General features: G+C 33.8%; 19 protein-coding genes. 11 read left to right on the plus strand and 8 right to left on the minus strand.

Annotated elements, in window-relative coordinates:
• Window positions 1-191 precede the first annotated feature (191 nt).
• The gene (locus tag ACHRV3_RS19820) at window positions 192-392 is read right to left on the minus strand and encodes a hypothetical protein (RefSeq protein ID WP_230001589.1); all 201 of its coding nucleotides are present in this window, start codon (window positions 390-392) and stop codon (window positions 192-194) included.
• Between the two features lie 146 nt (window positions 393-538).
• Here ACHRV3_RS19820 and ACHRV3_RS19825 point away from each other — a divergent pair, with 146 nt between their 5' ends.
• The 4 genes from ACHRV3_RS19825 to ACHRV3_RS19840 all read left to right on the plus strand — a co-directional run bounded on the left by ACHRV3_RS19825 (window position 539) and on the right by ACHRV3_RS19840 (window position 4,028).
• A complete protein-coding gene (locus ACHRV3_RS19825) occupies window positions 539-745 on the plus strand; it encodes a helix-turn-helix transcriptional regulator (protein WP_395426016.1) in 207 nt (68 codons plus the stop codon).
• 465 nt (window positions 746-1,210) lie between these two features.
• Entirely contained in the window at window positions 1,211-1,792 is a 582-nt protein-coding gene (locus tag ACHRV3_RS19830; protein ID WP_395435879.1) for a hypothetical protein, read from the plus strand.
• Between the two features lie 74 nt (window positions 1,793-1,866).
• On the plus strand, window positions 1,867-2,454 hold the full coding sequence (locus tag ACHRV3_RS19835) for a hypothetical protein (RefSeq protein WP_395435880.1): 588 nt from the start codon (window positions 1,867-1,869) through the stop codon (window positions 2,452-2,454).
• 104 nt (window positions 2,455-2,558) lie between these two features.
• Complete coding sequence (locus ACHRV3_RS19840; protein ID WP_395435881.1) at window positions 2,559-4,028, plus strand: FAD-dependent oxidoreductase; 1,470 nt, start codon at window positions 2,559-2,561, stop codon at window positions 4,026-4,028.
• A gap of 195 nt (window positions 4,029-4,223) precedes the next feature.
• Here ACHRV3_RS19840 and ACHRV3_RS19845 read toward each other — a convergent pair whose 3' ends face one another.
• Window positions 4,224-5,153: a hypothetical protein gene (locus tag ACHRV3_RS19845; protein ID WP_395435882.1), complete on the minus strand. Its 930-nt coding sequence runs from the start codon at window positions 5,151-5,153 to the stop codon at window positions 4,224-4,226.
• A 324-nt stretch (window positions 5,154-5,477) separates the two neighbouring features.
• Between ACHRV3_RS19845 and ACHRV3_RS19850 the strand changes: the two genes are divergently transcribed.
• From ACHRV3_RS19850 to ACHRV3_RS19860, 3 genes are all read left to right on the plus strand, one after another.
• Window positions 5,478-6,482, plus strand: coding sequence for a hypothetical protein (locus ACHRV3_RS19850; protein WP_395435883.1), 1,005 nt, complete (start codon window positions 5,478-5,480; stop codon window positions 6,480-6,482).
• Between the two features lie 364 nt (window positions 6,483-6,846).
• On the plus strand, window positions 6,847-7,353 hold the full coding sequence (locus ACHRV3_RS19855; protein ID WP_395435884.1) for a GNAT family N-acetyltransferase: 507 nt from the start codon (window positions 6,847-6,849) through the stop codon (window positions 7,351-7,353).
• A gap of 68 nt (window positions 7,354-7,421) precedes the next feature.
• Window positions 7,422-7,970: a HutD family protein gene (locus ACHRV3_RS19860; protein WP_395435885.1), complete on the plus strand. Its 549-nt coding sequence runs from the start codon at window positions 7,422-7,424 to the stop codon at window positions 7,968-7,970.
• A 232-nt stretch (window positions 7,971-8,202) separates the two neighbouring features.
• On the opposite strand, the gene ACHRV3_RS19865 is transcribed toward ACHRV3_RS19860, so the two are convergent.
• The 3 genes from ACHRV3_RS19865 to ACHRV3_RS19875 all read right to left on the minus strand — a co-directional run bounded on the left by ACHRV3_RS19865 (window position 8,203) and on the right by ACHRV3_RS19875 (window position 10,339).
• On the minus strand, window positions 8,203-8,586 hold the full coding sequence (locus ACHRV3_RS19865) for a DUF3037 domain-containing protein (protein WP_395435886.1): 384 nt from the start codon (window positions 8,584-8,586) through the stop codon (window positions 8,203-8,205).
• The gene (locus tag ACHRV3_RS19870; protein ID WP_047776115.1) at window positions 8,576-9,358 is read right to left on the minus strand and encodes a HipA family kinase; all 783 of its coding nucleotides are present in this window, start codon (window positions 9,356-9,358) and stop codon (window positions 8,576-8,578) included. The genes ACHRV3_RS19865 and ACHRV3_RS19870 overlap by 11 nt, the downstream gene beginning before the upstream one ends.
• Window positions 9,359-9,490: 132 nt before the next feature.
• A complete protein-coding gene (locus tag ACHRV3_RS19875) occupies window positions 9,491-10,339 on the minus strand; it encodes an NAD(P)H-hydrate dehydratase (RefSeq protein ID WP_230001579.1) in 849 nt (282 codons plus the stop codon).
• A gap of 281 nt (window positions 10,340-10,620) precedes the next feature.
• On the opposite strand from ACHRV3_RS19875, the gene gcvT reads away from it, so the two are divergent.
• The 3 genes from gcvT (at window position 10,621) to ACHRV3_RS19890 (ending at window position 15,267) form a co-directional block, all read left to right on the plus strand.
• A complete protein-coding gene (gene gcvT, locus ACHRV3_RS19880) occupies window positions 10,621-11,703 on the plus strand; it encodes a glycine cleavage system aminomethyltransferase GcvT (protein ID WP_047776118.1) in 1,083 nt (360 codons plus the stop codon).
• Window positions 11,704-12,200: 497 nt separating this feature from the next.
• Window positions 12,201-14,231: a S41 family peptidase gene (locus ACHRV3_RS19885; RefSeq protein WP_395435887.1), complete on the plus strand. Its 2,031-nt coding sequence runs from the start codon at window positions 12,201-12,203 to the stop codon at window positions 14,229-14,231.
• Between the two features lie 322 nt (window positions 14,232-14,553).
• Complete coding sequence (locus ACHRV3_RS19890) at window positions 14,554-15,267, plus strand: YebC/PmpR family DNA-binding transcriptional regulator (RefSeq protein ID WP_047776123.1); 714 nt, start codon at window positions 14,554-14,556, stop codon at window positions 15,265-15,267.
• A gap of 1,363 nt (window positions 15,268-16,630) precedes the next feature.
• Here ACHRV3_RS19890 and ACHRV3_RS19895 read toward each other — a convergent pair.
• A complete protein-coding gene (locus ACHRV3_RS19895; protein ID WP_047776313.1) occupies window positions 16,631-17,671 on the minus strand; it encodes a PLP-dependent cysteine synthase family protein in 1,041 nt (346 codons plus the stop codon).
• 70 nt (window positions 17,672-17,741) lie between these two features.
• On the minus strand, window positions 17,742-19,877 hold the full coding sequence (locus ACHRV3_RS19900) for a S9 family peptidase (protein WP_395435888.1): 2,136 nt from the start codon (window positions 19,875-19,877) through the stop codon (window positions 17,742-17,744).
• Between the two features lie 68 nt (window positions 19,878-19,945).
• Between ACHRV3_RS19900 and ACHRV3_RS19905 the strand changes: the two genes are divergently transcribed.
• Window positions 19,946-20,266 carry a YbaB/EbfC family nucleoid-associated protein gene (locus ACHRV3_RS19905; protein ID WP_047776126.1) on the plus strand — a complete coding sequence of 107 codons (321 nt, stop codon included), beginning with the start codon at window positions 19,946-19,948 and terminating at the stop codon, window positions 20,264-20,266.
• Between the two features lie 94 nt (window positions 20,267-20,360).
• On the opposite strand, the gene ACHRV3_RS19910 is transcribed toward ACHRV3_RS19905, so the two are convergent.
• On the minus strand, window positions 20,361-21,380 hold the full coding sequence (locus ACHRV3_RS19910) for a low specificity L-threonine aldolase (protein ID WP_047776127.1): 1,020 nt from the start codon (window positions 21,378-21,380) through the stop codon (window positions 20,361-20,363).
• Between the last annotated feature and the right edge of the window lie 66 nt (window positions 21,381-21,446).

The raw sequence follows: 21,446 nt of genomic DNA on the forward strand, positions 1-21,446 counted from the left end.
AAAAATTATGGAAGAACTATTATCTAAAAAGTCCTATTATTGTAAACCAATAACAGGACTAAAAATGAATTGTAAATCTATTTTAGGATTAAGGATAAATATGTAAACTTATTTTAGGACGAGACATTGGAACGTTCACGAGCGGGACGCTCGCGCGAGCAAATTGAATACTCAAACTAATCCAGTAAATCTTATTTACTATTTCGTTTACCAGTTGGATATGCAAAATGCTTCTCCTTAAATTCAGAAATTTCATCTTTCAATTTTTTGTTGGCATTGTGCAGCAGTTCATTCTGCACTTTCATGATACATAATAGGTCGTTAATAGCATTCAGGTTTTCTAATTGTGTCATAACAATTTGTTCAAGATCGGCTTTGGTATAAGTTTTCATGATTTTACATATTGAATTTCAATACAAATATATACTAAATTACAATATTTTACAATACATTTTTATATCATAATTTAACATACCGAAAGAAAGTTATTAATAGACAATAATTTTCTATGTTAAATAGCATTACAAAAAACGAATCAATGGCTGATATTCAAATGAACAGGATCAAAGAAGTACTGAAAGAGCAAGGAAGAACACAAACATGGCTAGCTGAAAAAATCGAAAAAAGTTATGTGGTCGTAACGAATTATTGCAATAATAATTCCCAACCAAGTATTGAGGTTTTAAGGAAAATTGCAGAGGTATTAGATGTAGATGTTAGACTATTATTGGTTTCAACAAAATAAAACAAGGAAAAATAAAATATCTCAGGCTCGCGCGAGCAAATGAAGCCCGAACTTATTGAATAGGTATCTGATCTAATAAGAATCAGAATTGTCAAAATTTTAAAATTATGGAAAATATTTTCCTCGTAATATTCATTTTCCAAATACTATTTTATGGCATAATTGATTATTTTAAAATCAATTATGGTCGTTTGATTATACTGTCATTATTCTTGTCCCTTTTTTTAGTTGTTTTTCCTTCTTATTTTCATTTGCCAAAAGATTGTTGTGAGTGTTATAATCCATTTTCATACTTTCAAGTTTATTGGAATATTGGTATCGCAATGGTTCTAGCTACTCATTATATTTATTATTTATTAAATAAAAAACATACAAATACTTAACTATTTTTTTAACTTAACCAAAGATTCACTGGCTAGCGCGAGCGTCCCGCTCGTGAACGCAAACAAAATCAACCAAATAACTATGGCAATTTGGCAATATCTCCTAATCGTTGTTCCTGAAAAACCTATTCAAAACGATTACCAATGCATTTTCAAAAATAATACAACGGAATATCTACCTGAAACTGAACCTTTGTGGAAAGATTTCGATGGTGATACGATTTCTATTATTTCCACAATGGACAGTATTATAAAAAGAGCCGATTGGGGAGATGAAACCTGTATATGCTGGAAAGGAGATACTAAAAATGAAGAAGACAATGACTGCAGTATTTCTTTAAATGAAGATAAAAATCAAATTATAGAATTCCGATTCCGCATTGATTTAAGAAAAGCTTCAAATCTTACTACTACCCTTCAGCCAATTTTAAAACTTTGTGAAGACAATCAACTTATTCTGATGGATTTAAAAGGAGAAATTCACAAACCAAAAATAGAAGATCTTATGGCCAGTATCAAAACCTCAAATGCAACTGCTTTTCTTACTGACCCAATACCTTTTTTAGAAAACTTAAATAATAAAAAGAAGACGTCTTTTAAAACGATTTTGATTCCTATACTAATTTTGATGACTTTCATATTAATTAAAATGCTAGGATTCTAATAATTGTTCTCACTCTTATTCTCTATCACTATTTATTAAATTAAAAAATACCACCATTTAAAACCAATAAAACTATGCTTAAAATATTCACTGTACTTTCACTTGTACTTTTAACATCTTGCCGAGAAAATGAATCTACGGATCGAAATAACAAAGAACCAAAAGCATTACAAGAAAAAAGTATTGATTTAGGAAGTTTAAGAAGCGGTAATAATTTAGTTGACGACCTCTATCAAGAACTTGTAAATAAATCTCCGGAATTGAAAGTTTTAGAGAATGAATTAGATGAGTTGAATACAAGAGATACCACAGACATCTTCTATGATTACGACCAAAAATCTGATGCTTATTACGGTTCTGCAAACAACTATATTAACACTATTAATGACAGTGTAATGAAACAAAAGATTTTAAATTTACTCCATAAAAATCAAGAGAAATATGTTTCCCGAAAAGCGGAATTGGAAAATCTTATAAAAACGATTCATAAAAAACGCATTGAAATAAAAGATTATCATAATGCTTTAAAAATTGTTTTAACGCTTCCATTAATTGAAGAATATCAGAAACAACATCTTCCAAGTAAGTCTCCTTTTGAAAAAATGATTGAAAAGGAAAATCAATTACTCCTTAAAACCAAAAAGAATACTCCAAAGTATTAATCTGACACAAAATATAAAGCCCACGAGAGCAGAAACTAAAAACTACCAATTTTATATTATTACATAAACGTGCTATATTAACTTCTACCAATAAAACCCTGTAAATGAAGAGAAAACATTTTTATCTAGTCCTCATTCTAATAACCTTAATTTTCATATCAATTCCCATTATTCACGTATTGAGAACAAAATGGAATGAAAAAGATCATAAAACCGAAACTCCAAACGGTTATACCAACGATGCAAGTCAGCTTAATCTAACCAGAGTTGACACTATACTTAAGGTTCCGAAAGATAAAGATTCAATTGTAAGACAACTTCAAAGCATCTTAAGATACGCAAAGGAAAAAAATCTAAAAATAGCTATTGCCGGCGCACAGCACAGTATGGGTGGCCATAGTATTTATCCGGACGGAATTGAGATCAATATGCTACCCTACAAAAACATGAAACTAGATACCGTTACTAATATCCTAACTATTGGTTCTGGTGCATTATGGCAGGATGCAATTGAATATTTAGATACCTATGGAAAATCGATCTCAGTAATGCAGGCTTTCAGTTCTTTTTCTGTAGGCGGTTCTATGAGTGTCAATGGGCATGGTTGGCAGAAGGATTCTCCTCCTATTTCATCGAGTATTGTTTCTTTTACCCTCATGAATTATGAAGGTAAAATCCTCAACTGCAGCAGAACCGAAAACAAAGAACTGTTTAAATTAGTTCTGGGTGGTTATGGTCTCTTCGGAATCATTTTAGATGTAAAGCTAAAAGTTACTGAAAATACGGCATTGCGATTTAAGTATGTTCGTTTGAGTTCCGAAAATTATGTTTCAAATTATAAAAAATACGTCTCCGAAAATCCAAATGTTGAACTGGTTTTTGGAAGATTGCGAATTTCTAAAAAACATTTTTTAGAAGATGCTACTTTAACTTTTTTTGAAAAGACGAACGACAAACCATTACCCTTACAACAACAAAACAAAAACAATCAGGAGACCAAACGATTGGTTTTCAGAAGTACAGTCAATAGTGAATACGGCAAAAGACTACGTTGGGATTTAGAATCTGAAATGAATAAAGTTTCTAGAAATGAAGTCTATTCCAGAAATGAATTGTTAAACGATCACGTTTCTTTGATTGAGAATAAAGACCCAAATTCGACTGATATTTTACAAGAATATTTTATTCCGGAAAGAAACTTCAACCAGTTTATTAATGAAATGAAGCCTATTTTGGAAAAATCCAATATTGATTTGATTAATATCACAATTCGCGGTGTGTACAAGGACGAAGACACCTATATGAATTATGCAAAAGAAAATGTCTTTGGTTTTGTTTTCCTGTTCAATCAAAAAAAGACGGAGAAACAGGAAAATCAGATGAAGATTCTAACAAATGATTTGGTTGATATTACCATAAAAAACAACGGAACTTTTTATTTACCATACCGATTACATATCGACAAAGTAAAAATGAGAAGCGTGTATCCGCAAACTGATGCTTTTTTTGAGCTTAAAAGGAAGTATGATCCAAAAGAGATTTTCAACAATAAATTTTATCAGCACTATAAATAATTCCCCGCTAACGCGAGCGTCCCGCTCGTGAGCGCAAACAAAATCAATCTAGAAAGACAATGGTCAATAAAGAAGTCTTAAACTGACTTTACTCAAGATTAAAAAGTTTTTACACCAAGAAAAAGTCTTAGCTGTTTCGGAAATCCGAAACGGCTAAGACTTAAATTCAAAAGTATCTTCTACTGTATTCGTTTTTTACTTATAAATAAAACTCATTTTTTCATTATTGAAACTTGAACTCGGAGTACCATCAACACTTTTCGTTAATGTACCTGACAATAAAATTTCGCTTAGTCTGCCATTTTTATCCAAATTTCTTGTGAAAAAAATCGTTCTGTAACCCAAAAATTGATTAGACCTTTTTTCATATGAAAAATCGGCTTTAGCGATATTGTTAACATTTTTCTTTCCTAATTTATCTTTAAAAAAAACATGCAACCCCTCAACGCTACCAAAATACAAGGGTGTTTCATAAACCATATCCCCCATATTTACATAAGGATTACTATCATAAGAATAATTAACCTCTGTAATTCCGGAGTATTCCGATGTTTCTTTGGCTTGTGTAATATTTCCGTTAACTTCAATAAAGTCAAACTGTTTGTCTAGACTGTAAGAATTCCCCCAGTTGACTGATTTGCCATAAAACTGAACCTTTGAAAGGTATTTATTACTATAGCTGAATAGTGTAGAATCTGTTGCTGCATTTTTACTTTCATTAGTGGCCTCTATCAGATCAAACTTTTTATCTACAATCAATGTAACATTTCCATCTTTCAGGCTGATTGTCTTTTTTGATACCATCTTTCTTCCTTCGATTGGATCTTCCAATAAATTGATCTCAATCAAATCCGGATTTACATAAGTAACTCCGTACACGAAACCAGTAAATTTTATTTTGCTGATTCTGTTTAAATTATCATATTCAAAAGTCTGCTTATCCATCATGTAAGGAATATTATTGCTAAAAGGATAAACAACCGAAACTAATTTTTCATTTGCAGGATTGACAACTTCGGGTTGCACAGGAAGTGTATCTGAAGCTGAATCTTCGTCAGAGGAGCAAGAAGTAATTGTAATACAGATAGAAGAAAACAAAATAAATGGTAATTTAGAAAATCTCATGTTTTTATGTTAAAATAGGTGAAATAGTTCGTTTATAGTGGCGCAAACATAATTATTATTTTTCCTATTCTCTCTTTCTTTTCCAAAAATAATAACAACAAAAAAACATACCTAAAAATAAATCTGAACCGCATTATTTTTTTACTTTAATACTTTAATTCTAAGTCGATTTTCCGGTTAATGAATACAGTTCTGCCAAATGTTTCAACAATCAAATAGTCAACTTTTGACTTATTAGTCTTGAAATTACCCCGCGTTCATCATAAATAAAACAGTATCTTTCAATCAAAATTAACAATCACCATTTAACTCACATTACCAAAAATGAAGAAAACTACTTTAGTATTTTTACTTATTACTTTACCCCTTCTTTTTACAAGCTGTGCAAGCGACGAAAATGCACCCGCTACACCTACTCCCGATGTAGTTGACCCCAGATTACCAAATCAGGAGGTATTTAAACCTGCCATACAATTGATTCCTAAAAAAACGGCAGCAAAAACCACGGGAAAATCAACTGAAACAGCACCGCATCGTTTAATAAAAGAAGTAGTCTCTGATATTATCAAAGATGATAACGGCAACGAAATAGAAGAAAACTTAAGAGAAAGATGTTATACTTACGATTCAAGAGGCAGATTACACTCAATCGATAAATATACAGACAATCTATTAGTTGGAAATATTACAAAATTCGATTTTAATGAAGCCAATCAGGTTACTAATGCCTACTATGCTGATATTGTTACAGAAATCAACAGTAGCGGTTTTATCTCAAAAGTAACTGCTCCAAACGGAAACGTAACCGATATTTATTATGACGAAATCGGACGTGATATAAAAGAAGTCGAAAACGGAACTTACACCCAAAGAATTCTTCAACAGCAACCTGACGGAAGTTATCTTCAGGTTCCGGTTACCAACCCGGTAAATACAACCTATTTGTATACTTATGTTGGCAATAAGGTTTTTGTGAATATAACAAGCTTGCAAAAAAATTATTCAAAACGTGTCGTTACCAACGGAGTTACTTCTTATGTTGTTAAAGACAGGACTGTAGATACCACTTACGAACTTACTGTAGACTACACAAAAGCCGGTATATATTCCAGTGAGCCAATTTTCAGATGTTACATTTACAATTGGATGCACATTTTAGATTGGAAAATTAAAGCCGTTTCTGAAGGGGTGACCTTATACGAAATGAGAAACGAGTATGATTATAAATATGATACTAATGGCTATCTGACAGAATCTACTGTTAAAGTAATCGATTTGGCATATCCTGACGAAAAAACCGTTACAAAAACGGTGTACAGCTACGAATAATCTGATGCTGTTTATCTGGGTTTAAAATATATTTACAAAGCGCAAACGTCCCTGACTTTGCGCTTTTTTATTGTATTAACTTTTCTTTTCGCTTTGAAAGTCTCGCAAAGACGCCAAGCTGCAAAATTTTCTCTTCTTATATTTAAGCTTTATCCTTTTGTTTTCCACTCTCTCACTTTGGGTTTCTCAAATGTCATGGAGTCTCAATTTTTTTTCAGTTTTTACTTTAAAACTTTGCGATTTTGCGACTCTGCGAGATTTTTACTTCCCAAAAACTTTTGGATTTGATCCTTAATCTGATCTTTCAAACACATTTACTTTTTCTATCTTTGAAAAATAAAACCATAGTCCATTCCTGTTACAAATGATCACAAAAGCAACATTAGCAGACATCCCTGCATTAAATCTATTAATCAATTCGGCCTACAGAGGAGAATCGTCTAAAAAAGGCTGGACTACAGAAGCCGATCTTTTAGAAGGAAAAAGAACTACTGAAGAAGAATTGACGCAAACCATTCAGGATCCAAAAAACACCATTTTGAAATTTACGGAGAATGGAAAAATCATTAGTTCCGTTTTATTGGTCCAAAAAGAACATGAATTGTACTTGGGAATGTTAACCGTTTCACCCGAACTACAAAACAGCGGAATCGGCAGAAAAATGTTGGCTGAAGCAGAAAATCATGCTAAATCTTTAGGTTTAAGTTCTATTATTATGACCGTGATTTCAGTTCGTGAAGAATTGATCGCCTGGTACAAACGTAATGGTTATGAAGATACCGGCGAAAGAGAAGCTTTTCCGCAAAGCGAAATTCACGTAAATATCTCTCAAAAACCTCTGGAGTTTATTTATTTCGAGAAAAAGATCTAAGTTTTTAAGTGCAATTGTTAATCATTGAAAAAATAGCACATTTGATTGCTTATTAAAAACAATAAAAAATGAACCTACATCTTTTCCCAAAAGAAAATAGTAAAGCCTCTGTTTGGAGTGGTGGATTGACCTACGAATATCTGATACATCCGAAAACAGCCAACTATGCCGACAGGGATTTTGCATTCAGAATAAGCAGTGCTACAATAGAGCAAGTGCCTTCAGAATTCACCAAATTTAAGGGTTATTACCGCTACTTGGTAATGCTTGATAACGACTTACATATTGATCTAAACAAAGAAAAAAAAGTATATGAGAAATATGAAATCATGGAATTTAATTCCGATGATGAAGTGACTTCTTATACAAAAGGTATTGATTTTAATTGGATGGTTTCTGAAAAAATAAGCCATCACAAACTGAAAATAGCCAATAGCAATCAGAATTGTAATGCACAAATAGTGATTTTATTTTCTTTAGATACAACAGTTATTACAATTAATGAGAAACCGTACGATCTAAAACCGTACGATTTATTGGTCATTGAAAATCAAAAAAAGGAAAATATACTGCTTCATTTTTCCAATGAATGCCTCTACGGAATATTGGACTTTTAATCCGATCGTCAATTGAAAAGGATAGATTAGTTATTTTTGCTTCAGGTTTCAGGTTTTAACTGACTGTGTTTTTGCACGCGGATTTGGCAGATTAAGCTGATTTATACTGCTTTTTTATCTGGAGTGAGAAAACTTGAAACTTGAAACCTGAAACTTCAAACTTCAAACTTCAAACTTGAAACTTGAAACAAAACCTTTGAACCTCTGGGCCTTTAAGCTTCTGAGTCTCTTCCTATAAAACCAGTTCGTCAAAAAGCCTTTGAATCGTTTTTTCCAAATCTTCACACAAACCCGGATGAGGTCTTGACGTTTGAATCGCCGAACTCCTGATTGCGGTTAACCATCTAAAGCGCTCCGGAATATCAAACTCAGCAATTGGACCTGCATCTTTGTCCCCATTGGCAATTTTTTGTAATGAAGTTAAATTACATTCTAATTGTTCGATATCAAAATCATCAGAAAGTGCTTCAATTTTAGTTGTATTAATGTGAAAAAGCACCTTTATAAACTTAGCTCTTTTGCAAAATAAAATGATTCCGATATTGAGGAATTCTTCGCGCTCCACTCTTGGTACTACACGAATTACAGCATACTCATATAAGTGACTATCTTGCATTTTGAGCCTGATTTACAAAGATTTCGGAATTATTTAAACGAGTTTGCAAAAACTGTAGATATACGTTTCGCAAAGCTTCGGGAGTTTCATCAGTATCTTCCCATTGCAGCCATTCTAATGGAATTGTATTCGCAATTTCTTCCAGAATTTGGGGTGTTAAAAGCGCTTTAAATTCAGCATCAACCTCCTTTAAAAGAGAAGCCTGTGGCAGTAAAACATGGTCTTTTATCAAGGCAAACGGACTTTTAGCATGTTGTTCCCAATTGTTCCAGGAATGATGAAAATACAGACAAGCCCCATGGTCGATTAGCCATAATTCTTTATGCCAGATCAACATATTTGTGTTTTTAAAAGTACGATCAACATTCGTAATATAAGCGTCCAGCCAAACAATTTGAGAAGCAAGTTTAGCATCAACAGTGGTTACAGCAGGATCAAAAGTAATGGCTCCCGACAAAAAGTGAAGTGCCAGATTAAGCCCTTGACTTCCTTGCAATAAATCCTGAATTTCTTCGTCGGCCTCGGTTCTGCCAAATGCTTCATCGAGCTGAGCAAAAACCAATTCAGGAAGCTGTAATTTTAAAGCTTTTGCAACTTGACCACCAACCAATTCGGCAATTAGAGCTTTTACACCATGTCCTGCACCTTTAAATTTTAATACATATTTAAAATCGTCATCGGCTTCTGCCAAAGCGGGTAAAGAACCGCCCTCGCGCAAAGGCGTAATATAACGCGTAACGTTTACCGTTCTGAGATCGAAATTGTTTTTCATAAGCAGTATTTACTGGAATACAAACTTACGAATTTTGATTTCTGAATCCTGATTTTAGATTTTTTTTAAAATTCGGACTAAATCTACATTCTTTACAAAGTATCTGTATAAAAAGTGGAGAAGTCTAAAGTGCTAAGAATCTAACGATAAAAATGCTTTTCCCAGATTTTTAATGCTATCAGAGGCGATAAAAGAATGATATCCTGTTTTTTGCACTCCAATATCTGCAGTTAATCCATGAAGGAAAACACCAAGTCTTGCGGCTTGGTCCGGTAAGTAGCCCTGCGCTAATAAACTGGTAATAATTCCCGTTAACACATCTCCGCTTCCAGCAGTTGCCAATGCGGCATTACCAGTTGTATTTTGGTAAATTTTACTTTGATTAATGATAAAAGTAGGTGCTCCTTTCATCACAATTATAACTTTATAGCGTTCCGAGAAAATAATTGTCTTTTCAAACTTATCAATCTCTGAGCTCCACTTTCCAACTATTCGTTCCAGTTCTTTAGGATGAGGTGTCAGAATCGTATTTTCAGGTAAGAGATCGAGCCAGGATTTGTTATTCGATAAGATATTTAAAGCATCCGCATCCAGAACTAAAGGGCTTTTATTGTTTTTTAAAAATTCAAAAAGCGCTATTTGTGTCCTTTGCTCCTGCCCGATTCCGGGACCAATTCCGATTGCTTGCGGTACTAACGAAAAATCAATTTTGGTGATACAATTTTCGCTTTGATCTGTCATAACCATTGCTTCGGGAATACTGATTTGCATAATCTGATACCCACATTTTGGTGTAAAAGCAGTGACCAGTCCACAACCTGCTTTTATGCATGCCTTTGAGGCCAAAACTGCTGCTCCTATTTTCCCATAACTGCCGCCAATAATTAGAGCATGACCTTGAATCCCCTTATGAGTTAAAGGATTTGGACGTTTATAAAAGGTCAGAATTTCTTGTTTTGTGATCTGAAGCGGAACTTTCATTTTGGATACTTTTACAGACCTAAAAGTATGAAAAATATTGAATACGAAGAATTTTCTTATTAGTAAAATACAGAACTCGTTCATTCTTTACATTAATTTTACAAGTACAGGTACTATACGCAATGTTTACTACGGTATCTCCTTATTTTTTTTCTTAAAAAAGCAAAAGATATAGCGAATCACACAAAATCAGTATCAATCTTTAAGAATTTTATAATTTAGACTGTTTTATTTTGATATTTTTTAAATAAATTTGCGACTCAATTATATAAAACAACACAATGAAAAATACTGCGCTTACGCACATACATGAAGGTCTGGGAGCAAAAATGCTACCTTTTGCCGGGTATAATATGCCAATTACATATGAAGGTATCAATGCAGAACACGAAACGGTTCGTAACAGTGTGGGCGTTTTTGACGTTTCACACATGGGTGAGTTCTTACTTACCGGACCAAATGCTTTGGCCTTAATTCAAAAAGTAACATCAAATGATGCTTCGACTTTAACGATCGGAAGAGCACAATATTCTTGTTTACCAAATAATGATGGTGGAATTGTAGACGATTTAATTGTATACAAAATGAAAGAAGAAGAGTATTTACTGGTTGTAAATGCTTCGAATATTGAGAAAGACTGGAACTGGATTTCATCACACAATGATTTAGGTGTTGAAATGAAAAATCTTTCAGATGACTATTCTTTATTGGCGATCCAAGGACCAAAAGCGGTTGAAGCAATGCAATCTTTATCTTCTATAGATTTATCAGCGATTGCTTACTACCATTTTGAAGTGGCGGATTTTGCAGGTCTTAGTGATGTAATTATCTCTGCTACGGGTTACACTGGTTCAGGTGGATTTGAAATCTATTGCAAAAATGCTGATGCAGAAGCGATCTGGAATAAAGTTTTTGAAGCTGGTGCAGCTTTTGGTATCAAACCAATTGGTCTTGCAGCTCGCGATACTTTACGTCTTGAGATGGGATTCTGTTTATACGGAAATGATATCAACGATACTACTTCTCCATTAGAAGCAGGTTTGGGATGGATCACTAAATTCACAAAAGAGTTCACCAATTCTGACAGTTTGAAAAAACAAAAAGAAGAAGGTGTTACCAAAAAACTAATCGCTTTCGAAATGCAAGAGCGTGCAGTACCAAGACACGACTACGAAATTGTTGACGCAACGGGAACTGTAATTGGTGTTGTTACCTCAGGAACCATGTCACCTTCGATGAATAAAGGAATTGGTTTAGGATATGTAACAGTAAGCAATAGTACTGTTGACAGCGATATCTTTATCAGAATCAGAAAAAATGATGTTCCTGCAAAAGTGGTTAAATTGCCGTTTTACAAGAAATAATATTTTTAAACTTTTAAGTATAGGTGCGTTGCAATTTTTATTGTAACGCATTTTTTTTTTGCCACGAATTACACGAATTTTCATTAATTGGTTTGTGGTTTTTCTTTCAGTTTAATCTGCCACAGATTACACTGATTTGAAGGATTTTCTTCTTTTGTCTTTTAAACTTTGACAAATAACACAAAGTTTAAACGATAAAATAATTCGTGGAAATTCGTGCAATTCGTGGCAAAAAAACTTCCCTATATAATATGCCACTTACTGTATATTCTTTCATAAAAATTTAAAACAAGAAACAAAATCTTAATAATCCTTTTAATCTGTGGCATTACAATTCACAAAGTCAAAACTCTCATAATTCGGACAATTAGCGGCGAAAAAACCTCCTCCATGCAGTTCAACCCAATTAATATTTCCTTTGCCAATATTTTAAAGAATTTACTGTCCTTTATCGAAAAATAAACGTAATTTTAGTCTGAACGATCATTTTCAGATTTATGAAAAAAATAGTATTTGCATTTGCATTAATTACCAGTACTCTATTTAGTCAAAATAGCGATAAAACCTGTGAAATACTAAATAAGATAAATGTACTAATTCAAACCGAGCATATTCGTCCCAAACCGGTCGACGATAGTTTGTCGGTATTTGTTTTCGATAATCTAATCAATGAGTTAGATCCATCCCGAAACATTTTTTTTCAGAGCGAATATGACGAAATATCCAAAAAATACCGCCACAATTTAGATAATTTGATTCTTCAGAACGATTGTAGCTTTTTAGCAGATATTACTACCAAATACAGAAACGGACTCCTTAGAACCAAAACCGTTCTGGAGAAAATTCAAGCTGAACCAATTGATTATAACAAAAACGACACCATACGATTTTACAAAAAATCATTTGCTTTTTATCTCAACAAAGAAAATCTGGAAAAGGTCTGGCTCAAAAAACTGCGCTATCAAATTTTAGATGATATCGTAGAGACCAGTGACAATTTAGACTCTATAAAAACCAATTTCAAATCGATTGAAGCAGTTTCAAAAAAGTTGATTTTAACTAATGAAATCTGTCGCATAAATACATTGTTGGAAACAAAAAGCAAGCAGGACGAAAAGTTGTACAATTTCTTTTGTACCTATTTTGACCCTCATACCGCCTATTTTAGTGATGATTCTAAATCCAGTTTTGTCGCTTCCTTATCAAAAGAGCATTTATCGTTGGGAATGACCGTAAATCTAAATGAGAAAAACGAAATAATCGTAGAAGAAGTCGATCCCAATGGTCCGGCCTTTAAAACGGGACAGATTAAAAAAGGAGATCAGATTGTATCCGTTTCCAATGAGAAAGAGACTTTGAAAGTTTCCTGCGCTTCTTTGGAATCCATTTCGACCATGATTTTATCTGAATCAAATAAAAATATTGTCTTTACATTAAAACGAAATTCAGGCAAAAGCTTCGAAGTAGCGATTGAAAAACAAGTCATGAAAGATGAAGAAAACTCGGTCTTTAGCTTTATAATTGGCAAGGAAAGTAAAATCGGCTACATCAAAATCCCAAGTTTTTATGCTGATTTAGACGGAAACAGTAGAAAAGGCTGTGCTGATGATGTCGCCCGTGAGGTAATCAAACTCGAAAAAGACGATATAGAAGGCCTGGTAATCGATTTGATTGACAATGGCGGAGGTTCAATGGAAGAAGCTATAAAAATGGCCGGTATGTTTATTGATTACGGTCCGCTTTCTGTTGTCGTTGACAACAAACAAGAACAAACGGTGATAAATGACCCTTTTAGAGGACTAATTTACAAAGGCCCAATTGTGATTTTAGTAAATAGCAATACAGCTTCAGCAAGTGAATTTTTCTCTTCTATCCTGCAAGATTACAATCGCGCTTTGCTGTTAGGCAGCACTACGCTTGGTAAGGCAACGATGCAAACCATTCTTTCGCTTGACGAAGAAAAAAATACCGACTTTCTAAAAATCACGATTAATAAATTCTACAGAGTTACCGGCAAAAGTCATCAATACGTTGGCGTTACTCCCGATGTAGTACTTCCGGAATTTTACGAAGACGTGTATCAAAAAGAAAGTGATTTTCCGACCGCTATCAAGAATGACAGTATTAAACCGTTTTTAAAATACAGAACCTACGTAAAACGAAACCTCATCACTAAAATAGCAACCAACAGCACTATAAGATTAGCTGACAATTATTATTTCAACGACATTAAAAAAATCAATCAGAAAATCGATAAATTAGTTAATGTCCCAAAATCAGAAGTGCTCATGACGCTGGATGCTGTTTTTGAGCAGAAAAAAAGAATCAGCGCTCTTTGGACAGAAATTCATACTTTTAATGACGATAACAACCCGCTTGATGTTTACAACTCTACCGTAAACCAATTTCTATTAGGCGTTTACCCCACTGAAAAAACAATGAATCAGTACCAGATAGACAATCTAAAAACGAATCCGTATCTGAATGAGGCTGTTAATATTATTACTGAATTTAACGGGTCGAAGTAAAAACTAGATTTGTTTCGGGGTGGGTTTGTTTCAGGTTTGTTTTGTTTCAGGTTGGTATTATTGTTTCAGGTTGGTTTTGTTTCAGGTTTCAGGTTAATCTTCTTATGGCTTTTCGGATAAATTACAATATTCAGTCGCAGTACTCAAATATGATATAAAATGTATCCTTTTCTTATTAGGTTTTATGGCTACACGTCATGGTATAAAAGCAATTGTTTTTAAATACAATTACTTATAAAAACATTATACAAAAAAGAATCCTTTTGATTTTGGAAAAATAAGGAATAACCGTATTTTTGCATCACAAAATAAAAAATTAGTAATGGGAAGAGCGTTCGAATTTAGAAAAGGAAGAAAAATGAAACGTTGGTCTGCAATGGCCAAAACATTTACCCGAATTGGTAAAGATATCGTTATGGCTGTCAAAGAAGGCGGTCCTAACCCAGAAGCCAATTCTAGATTAAGAGCTGTAATACAAAATGCAAAAGCGGCCAACATGCCTAAAGATAATGTTGAGCGCGCTATAAAAAATGCCAGTAATAAAGATACTGCCAATTATAAAGAAATCTTGTTTGAAGGATACGCTCCTCACGGAATTGCCATATTAATTGAAACAGCATCTGATAACAATAACAGAACTGTGGCTAATATTCGCAGTTATTTCAACAAATGCAACGGAACAATGGGAACTCAGGGATCGGTTGAATTCATGTTTGATCATACTTGTAATTTCCGCATTGCAAAAGGAGAACTTGATGCTGAGGAATTAGAACTGGAATTAATTGATTTCGGTGCAGAAGAGGTTTTCGAAGACGAAGACGGAATCTTAATCTATGCTCCTTTTGGAAGCTTTGGAGCTTTGCAAAAAGAATTAGAAAACAGAGGTTTGGAAATCTTGTCTTCAGGTTTTGAGCGTATTCCACAAATCACAAAAGAACTTACTGAAGCCCAAATCGCTGATGTAGAAAAGTTAATCGAAAAGATTGAAGAAGATGATGATGTGATGAACGTTTATCATACGATGAAAGAAGAATAAAAACTTCTATATACCTATCCAAAAGCTCTGAAAACTCAGAGCTTTTTTTATTCCCCAAACTCTAAATTTTAAACCATATAAGTGATGTAAGTTCATTTTAAGCAAAACGCTTAAGCTGGTATGAACTTACATCACTTATGTGGTTTAATTTTTTATCTATGGTTCTTTTTTACTTAAACCCGGATTTCTACTTTGTAATGTTTCTGTTTTAATTATGAAAAGACAGATTAACTGTTATATTTGCAGCAAGCAATGTTTTATTAAAATCTAAAAATTAATCTCATGAGAACATCAAAATACACCAAATTTGCCGTGATTATTCTGGTAATTTTATTTGTAGTGTTAAGTGTAATAAGCTAAAACGACACCCGTAAAAAAACAAAAAGCCAACTGACGATGCATTTCAGGAGGCTTTTTCACTATTCAAAACTTAACAACTAATAAACTAATCAATCTATAACTATAAAAGTTTTACATTCAATTTAAGGTTGTTTTTAGAGAGGGCATTTGTTGTTTACAACAAATAACTCCCTTCGGTCAAGTCATATATCACTATTCTTTTTTATCATCCCTCACTCGTTTCAGTTGATCTGAAAACACTCCTCTTCTTAAGTCTGAAAATTTCGTTTATCAATACCGATAACTCAGCATTGTCTTATATTTTTCATCGCATCCCTATAAGTAATTAAAAAACAGCGCATTATTCTAATACTACTAATCTATAGTATAATAGTGTTAAAAGAAAATTTTCCCGTTAACTTACCTAAATAATCGGCAAAACAATCAAAAGTGATGATCGTAAGCCTTTTAAGGCTGTTTTAAGCAATTATTTCTAAATTTTACTCCCACTCTCCATCTAATTTCTTTCTTCGAGATCAACTGAGCTCACATTATGAATCCTGCTAATCAATATATAGTTTATTTCTTCGAAACTCAACTATTAACATCATCAATTCGTCAAACCCTATTTCCTGTAATTTCATGTAGAAAATCGCCAATCTTTGCCGAGTTACTTGTGTGATTTCTCGTGCCTCGAAATGACATGGTTAGTTGAAAAACGTTAGTATAAGAACAGGATTCGCTCTTTTTGTCATTTCGAGCGAAGTCGAGAAATCACACGAGGAACTCCACAATAGAAAGACATTTAGTTTGTCATTTCGAGCGAAGTCGAGAAATCGCACAAGCAACTCCACAACAGGAACACATTTAGTTAGTCATTTCGAGCGAAGTCGAGTCTCCTTCGTTGAAAGAACAAACGGGACGCTTACTCTTTCTAGAGTTAATCCAAGTATCCCTTGCTTTAACTCCAAAAAAAAACTCCATTCGACCGGCGAATGGAGTTGTATCTCTAAAAGTATTTAAATTACTTTACGAATTCAATTTTTTGAACTTCTTCTTCATTGATGCTATCAAAGAATCCTTGTTCGTTCATCCAGTCATCACTAAATACTTTACTCATGTAACGTGAACCGTGATCTGGGAAAATAGCAATAACATTACTGTCTTTGGTAAACTCACCTTCTTCGGCATATTGTTTAATAGCCTGCATTACAGCTCCGGATGTATACCCCACAAATAAACCTTCTTTACGGGTGATCTCTCTTGCGGAGTGAGCACTTTCTTCGTCGGTTACCTTCATGAATTTATCAATAATATCAAAATCAGTCGCAGATGGAATCAGGTTTTTACCTAAACCTTCAATACGATACGGGTAAATTTCTTTGTTATCGAACTCTTTTGTTTCGTGGTATTTTTTTAATACCGATCCAAAAGCATCAACGCCTAAGATTCTAATATTTGGATTTTGTTCTTTTAAGAATTTTGCTGTTCCGGAAATTGTTCCTCCTGTTCCGCTACAAGCAATAAGATGCGTGATTTGGCCTTTTGTCTGTTCCCAGATTTCAGGACCTGTGGTGTTGTAATGTGCATCAATATTTAACTGATTGAAATATTGATTAATATAAACCGAACCTTTAGTTTCTTCGTGTAATCTCTTGGCAACATTGTAGTATGATCTTTCATCATCTGCAGAAACGTGCGCCGGACAGACATATACTTTAGCTCCTAAACTTCTTAACATGTCAATTTTATCTTTCGATGATTTTGAACTTACAGCTAGAATACAATTATACCCTTTTATAATGCTGACCATTGCTAAACTAAAACCGGTATTTCCTGATGTAGTTTCGATTATGGTATCTCCTGGAGACAGAATTCCTTTCTTCTCGGCTTCTTCAATAATATATAATGCTATTCTATCTTTTGAGGAATGTCCCGGATTAAAAGCTTCTACCTTTGCGTAGAAATTTCCTTCTAACTCTTCGGTGACTTTATTTAGCTTAATAAGTGGTGTATTACCTATTAACTCTAAAACATTATTATAAGCATTTATTTCTTCTTTCATAAAAAAATAGTTAATCAAAGGCATTTTTAAATAACCTCGATAGGTTGCAAATTTAACAAAAAAAATCTAATTAGCTTTTAATTTTTTCTAAATCTAATAAAAAACTAAATTCCTTTGCTAAGTCTTTTAGTGCTTCAAACCTTCCTGAAGCACCGCCATGTCCGGCATCCATATTGGTATCTAAAAACAAAAAATTATTATTTGTTTTCATTTCTCTCAATTTGGCTACCCACTTGGCCGGTTCCCAATATTGTACTTGCGAATCATGCAATCCTGTAGAAACGTACATATTTGGATATTGTTGCGCTTTTACATTATCATAAGGCGAATAAGACAACATATAATCGTAATACTTTTTATTGTTTGGGTTCCCCCATTCGTCATACTCTCCTGTCGTTAATGGAATACTATCATCAAGCATTGTTGTAACAACATCAACAAAAGGCACCTGAGCAATAACTCCGTTATACAGTTCCGGGGCTTCATTTATGATAACTCCCATCAATAACCCTCCTGCTGATCCTCCTTCTGCATACAAATGTTTCGAAGAAGTAAATTTTTCGTTAATTACAAATTTAGAGCAATCGATGAAATCTGTAAAGGTATTTTTCTTTTTTAACAGTTTTCCGTCCTCATACCATTGTCTTCCTAAGTCTTCTCCTCCTCTAATATGGGCAATTGCATACACAAATCCACGATCTAACAAAGAAAGTCTTGTAGACGAGAAATAAGCATCCATTGTCATTCCGTATGAACCATATGCGTACAACAATAAAGGATTTTTACCATTTTTCTCGAGTCCTTTTCTGTAAACGATAGAAATAGGTACTTTTACACCGTCTCTGGCAGTAGCCCAAATACGTTCTTCGATATAATTTTCTTTATCAAACTTCCCTCCTAAAACCGCTTGTTCTTTTAAGATTTCTTTGGTTTTAGTTTTCATATTAAAATCAATCACAGACGATGGCGTTGCAAGCGATTGATAGCTATAGCGCAAAATATCAGTATCAAAATCAATATTTGTTGTCGTATAAGCACTGTACGTTTCGCTTCCAAAAGGCAGATAATAATCCGGTTCGTCCTTCCAAGGCATGATTCGAATGTGATTTAATCCATTGGAGCGTTCTTCGACAACCAGATAATTTTTAAAAATCTCAATGTCTTCCAACAAAACATCTTCACGATGCGGGATAAGATCTACCCAGTTTCTCTTTTCTGTTCTGTTTTCAGGCGTTTTCATCAACTTAAAGTTCGTTGCTTTATCTTTATTGGTTAAGATATAAAACGAGTCTTCGTAATGCGAAATACTATATTCTAAACCACGTACACGGTGCTGAAAAACCTCAAACTCCCCGTCCGGATTGTCTGAATTCAGGATTCTGTGTTCTGTAGTAAGCGTACTTCCGGATCCTATTACAATGTATTTTCTTGATTTTTCTTTGCTGATGGAAACATTAAAAGTATCATCTGTTTCATTAAAAACCAGTACATCTTTTTCAGAACTTGTATTTAGTTTATGTCGGAATACTTTATCGGCTCTTAAGGTAACTTCGTCTTGTTTGGTATAAAAAATAGTATGGTTATCATTTGCCCAAACAGAACCGCCTGTAGCATTTTCGATTTTATCCGCCAGAATTTCTCCTGTTTCCAAGTTTTTAAACTGAATCGTGTAGATTCTTCTACCCACAATATCCACTCCAAAACTGGCAAATTTATTGTCCGGACTTATGCTTAAACCTCCTAGTTTAAAGTAAGCATGACCTACTGCCAATTCATTACAATTGAATAAAATTTCTTCAGCAGCAGAAAGGCTTCCTTTTTTTCTTGAAAAAATAGGATAGTTCTGTCCGGTTTCGAAACGAGTTATATAATAGTATCCATTATAGAAATAAGGAACCGATGAATCATCTTCTTTAATCCTCCCTTTCATTTCTTCATACAAGGCATTCTGAATTTCCTTTGTATGTGCTGTCATACTTTCGTAATAAGCATTTTCCTGATTCAGATAATCTATTACCTCAGGATTCTCACGATTATTCAACCAAAAATAGTTGTCGATTCGGGTTTCTTTATGCTTTTTTAATTTCTTTTCAATTATTTTGGCCTTTGGAGCCGTTATATCATTTGGCATAGATTGAGCATTAGTTTTTAAATAAGAAGGAGCAAAAGTAGCACAAACACAATAAAACAGAATTAATTTTTTCATAAAATATTGTATTGAAATACTAGAGCAATATACTAATTTTGTACGGAATAATTTAAAAATCAACAAAAATGGATTTAATGGGAATGATGGGCAAACTTAAAGAAACCCAACAAAAAATTGAAGATACAAAAAAGCGCCTGGATACTGTTTTAATCGACGAACAAAGTGCTGATGGATTATTAAAAGTGACCTTAACTGCAAATAGAAAGATAACTTCCATTTCAATTGACGACTCTTTATTAGAAGACAAAGAACAATTAGAAGATTACTTAATTGTAACAATCAATAAAGCGATTGAAAAAGCTACAGGTGTAAACGAAAGAGAATTGGACGCCGTTGCAAAAATGGATATGCCAATGATTCCGGGAATGGACAACTTGTTTAAATAAGAATGTTTCAGGTTTCAAGTTTCAGGTTTCAAGTTATACGTATTACGAAAAACCTGAAACCTGAAACTTGAAACAAAATTTAAACTCTTTTTTTTTAAAACTTCGAAAGTGTCTCCAAAACATACGTATGCATCACTTCTCTATAATCCAGATGCGTTACGATTCGGAGTTTATTGTGTCCCATTAAACTTATTGAAATATTTTTCTGTTTCAATTTTTCTACTAAAAGCTGGTCGCTGTAGTTTTCAGCCAGCGAAAAAATCAAAATATTAGTTTCTACCGGTTCTATTGCGGCTATCCAGGGTTTTGTGCTTAAAACTGCTGCAATTTCTTTAGCTCTGCGGTGATCTTCGGCCAATCTTTCAATATTATGAGCCAAAGCATAGAGTCCGGCTGCTGCCAAATACCCCACCTGACGCATTCCACCTCCAAGTATTTTTCTGATTCTCAACGCTCTATGGATATCAGCTTTAGATCCTAACAAAACAGAACCGATTGGCGCACCCAATCCTTTAGACAAACAAACCGAAATAGTATCGAAAATTGCTCCAAATTCTTTTGGGTTTTGTCTTTTTGCTACCAACGCATTCCAAATTCTGGCGCCATCCAAATGAAATTTCAAATTATTAGCATCGCAGACTTTTTTTATCTCTCTTAAATCTTCTAATTCGTAACAGGCACCACCCCCTTTATTGGTTGTATTTTCGACACAAACCAAACTTGTTAAAGGGCTATGATAGAATTCCGGGTCATTGATCGCTGCTGCTACCTGAGTAGCATTGATCATGCCGCGATGTCCATCTATCAAACAACAGGAAACACCACTATTAAAAGAAACACCTCCTCCTTCATAATGATAAACATGTGCGTATTTGTCTGCAATTAATTGTTCTCCCGGTTGGGTGTGTAATTTGATTGCGGTTTGGTTAGCCATAGTTCCGGATGGAAAAAAAAGCCCGGCCTCCATTCCAAAAAACTCCGCTACTCTGGTTTCAAGCTCAATGACTGTCGGGTCTTGTTTGTATACATCATCACCAACTTGGGCATTAAACATATACTGCAACATTTCCAGAGAAGGTTTGGTAATGGTATCGCTAATTAAATTTATTTCCATATTCTAAAAACTATGTCTTATTTTTGCACAACAAAATTACGTATTACTGACAGTTATTCGAGATAA

The organism is Flavobacterium sp. FlaQc-49, from assembly GCF_044005985.1.
Lineage (GTDB): Bacteria > Bacteroidota > Bacteroidia > Flavobacteriales > Flavobacteriaceae > Flavobacterium > Flavobacterium cupriresistens.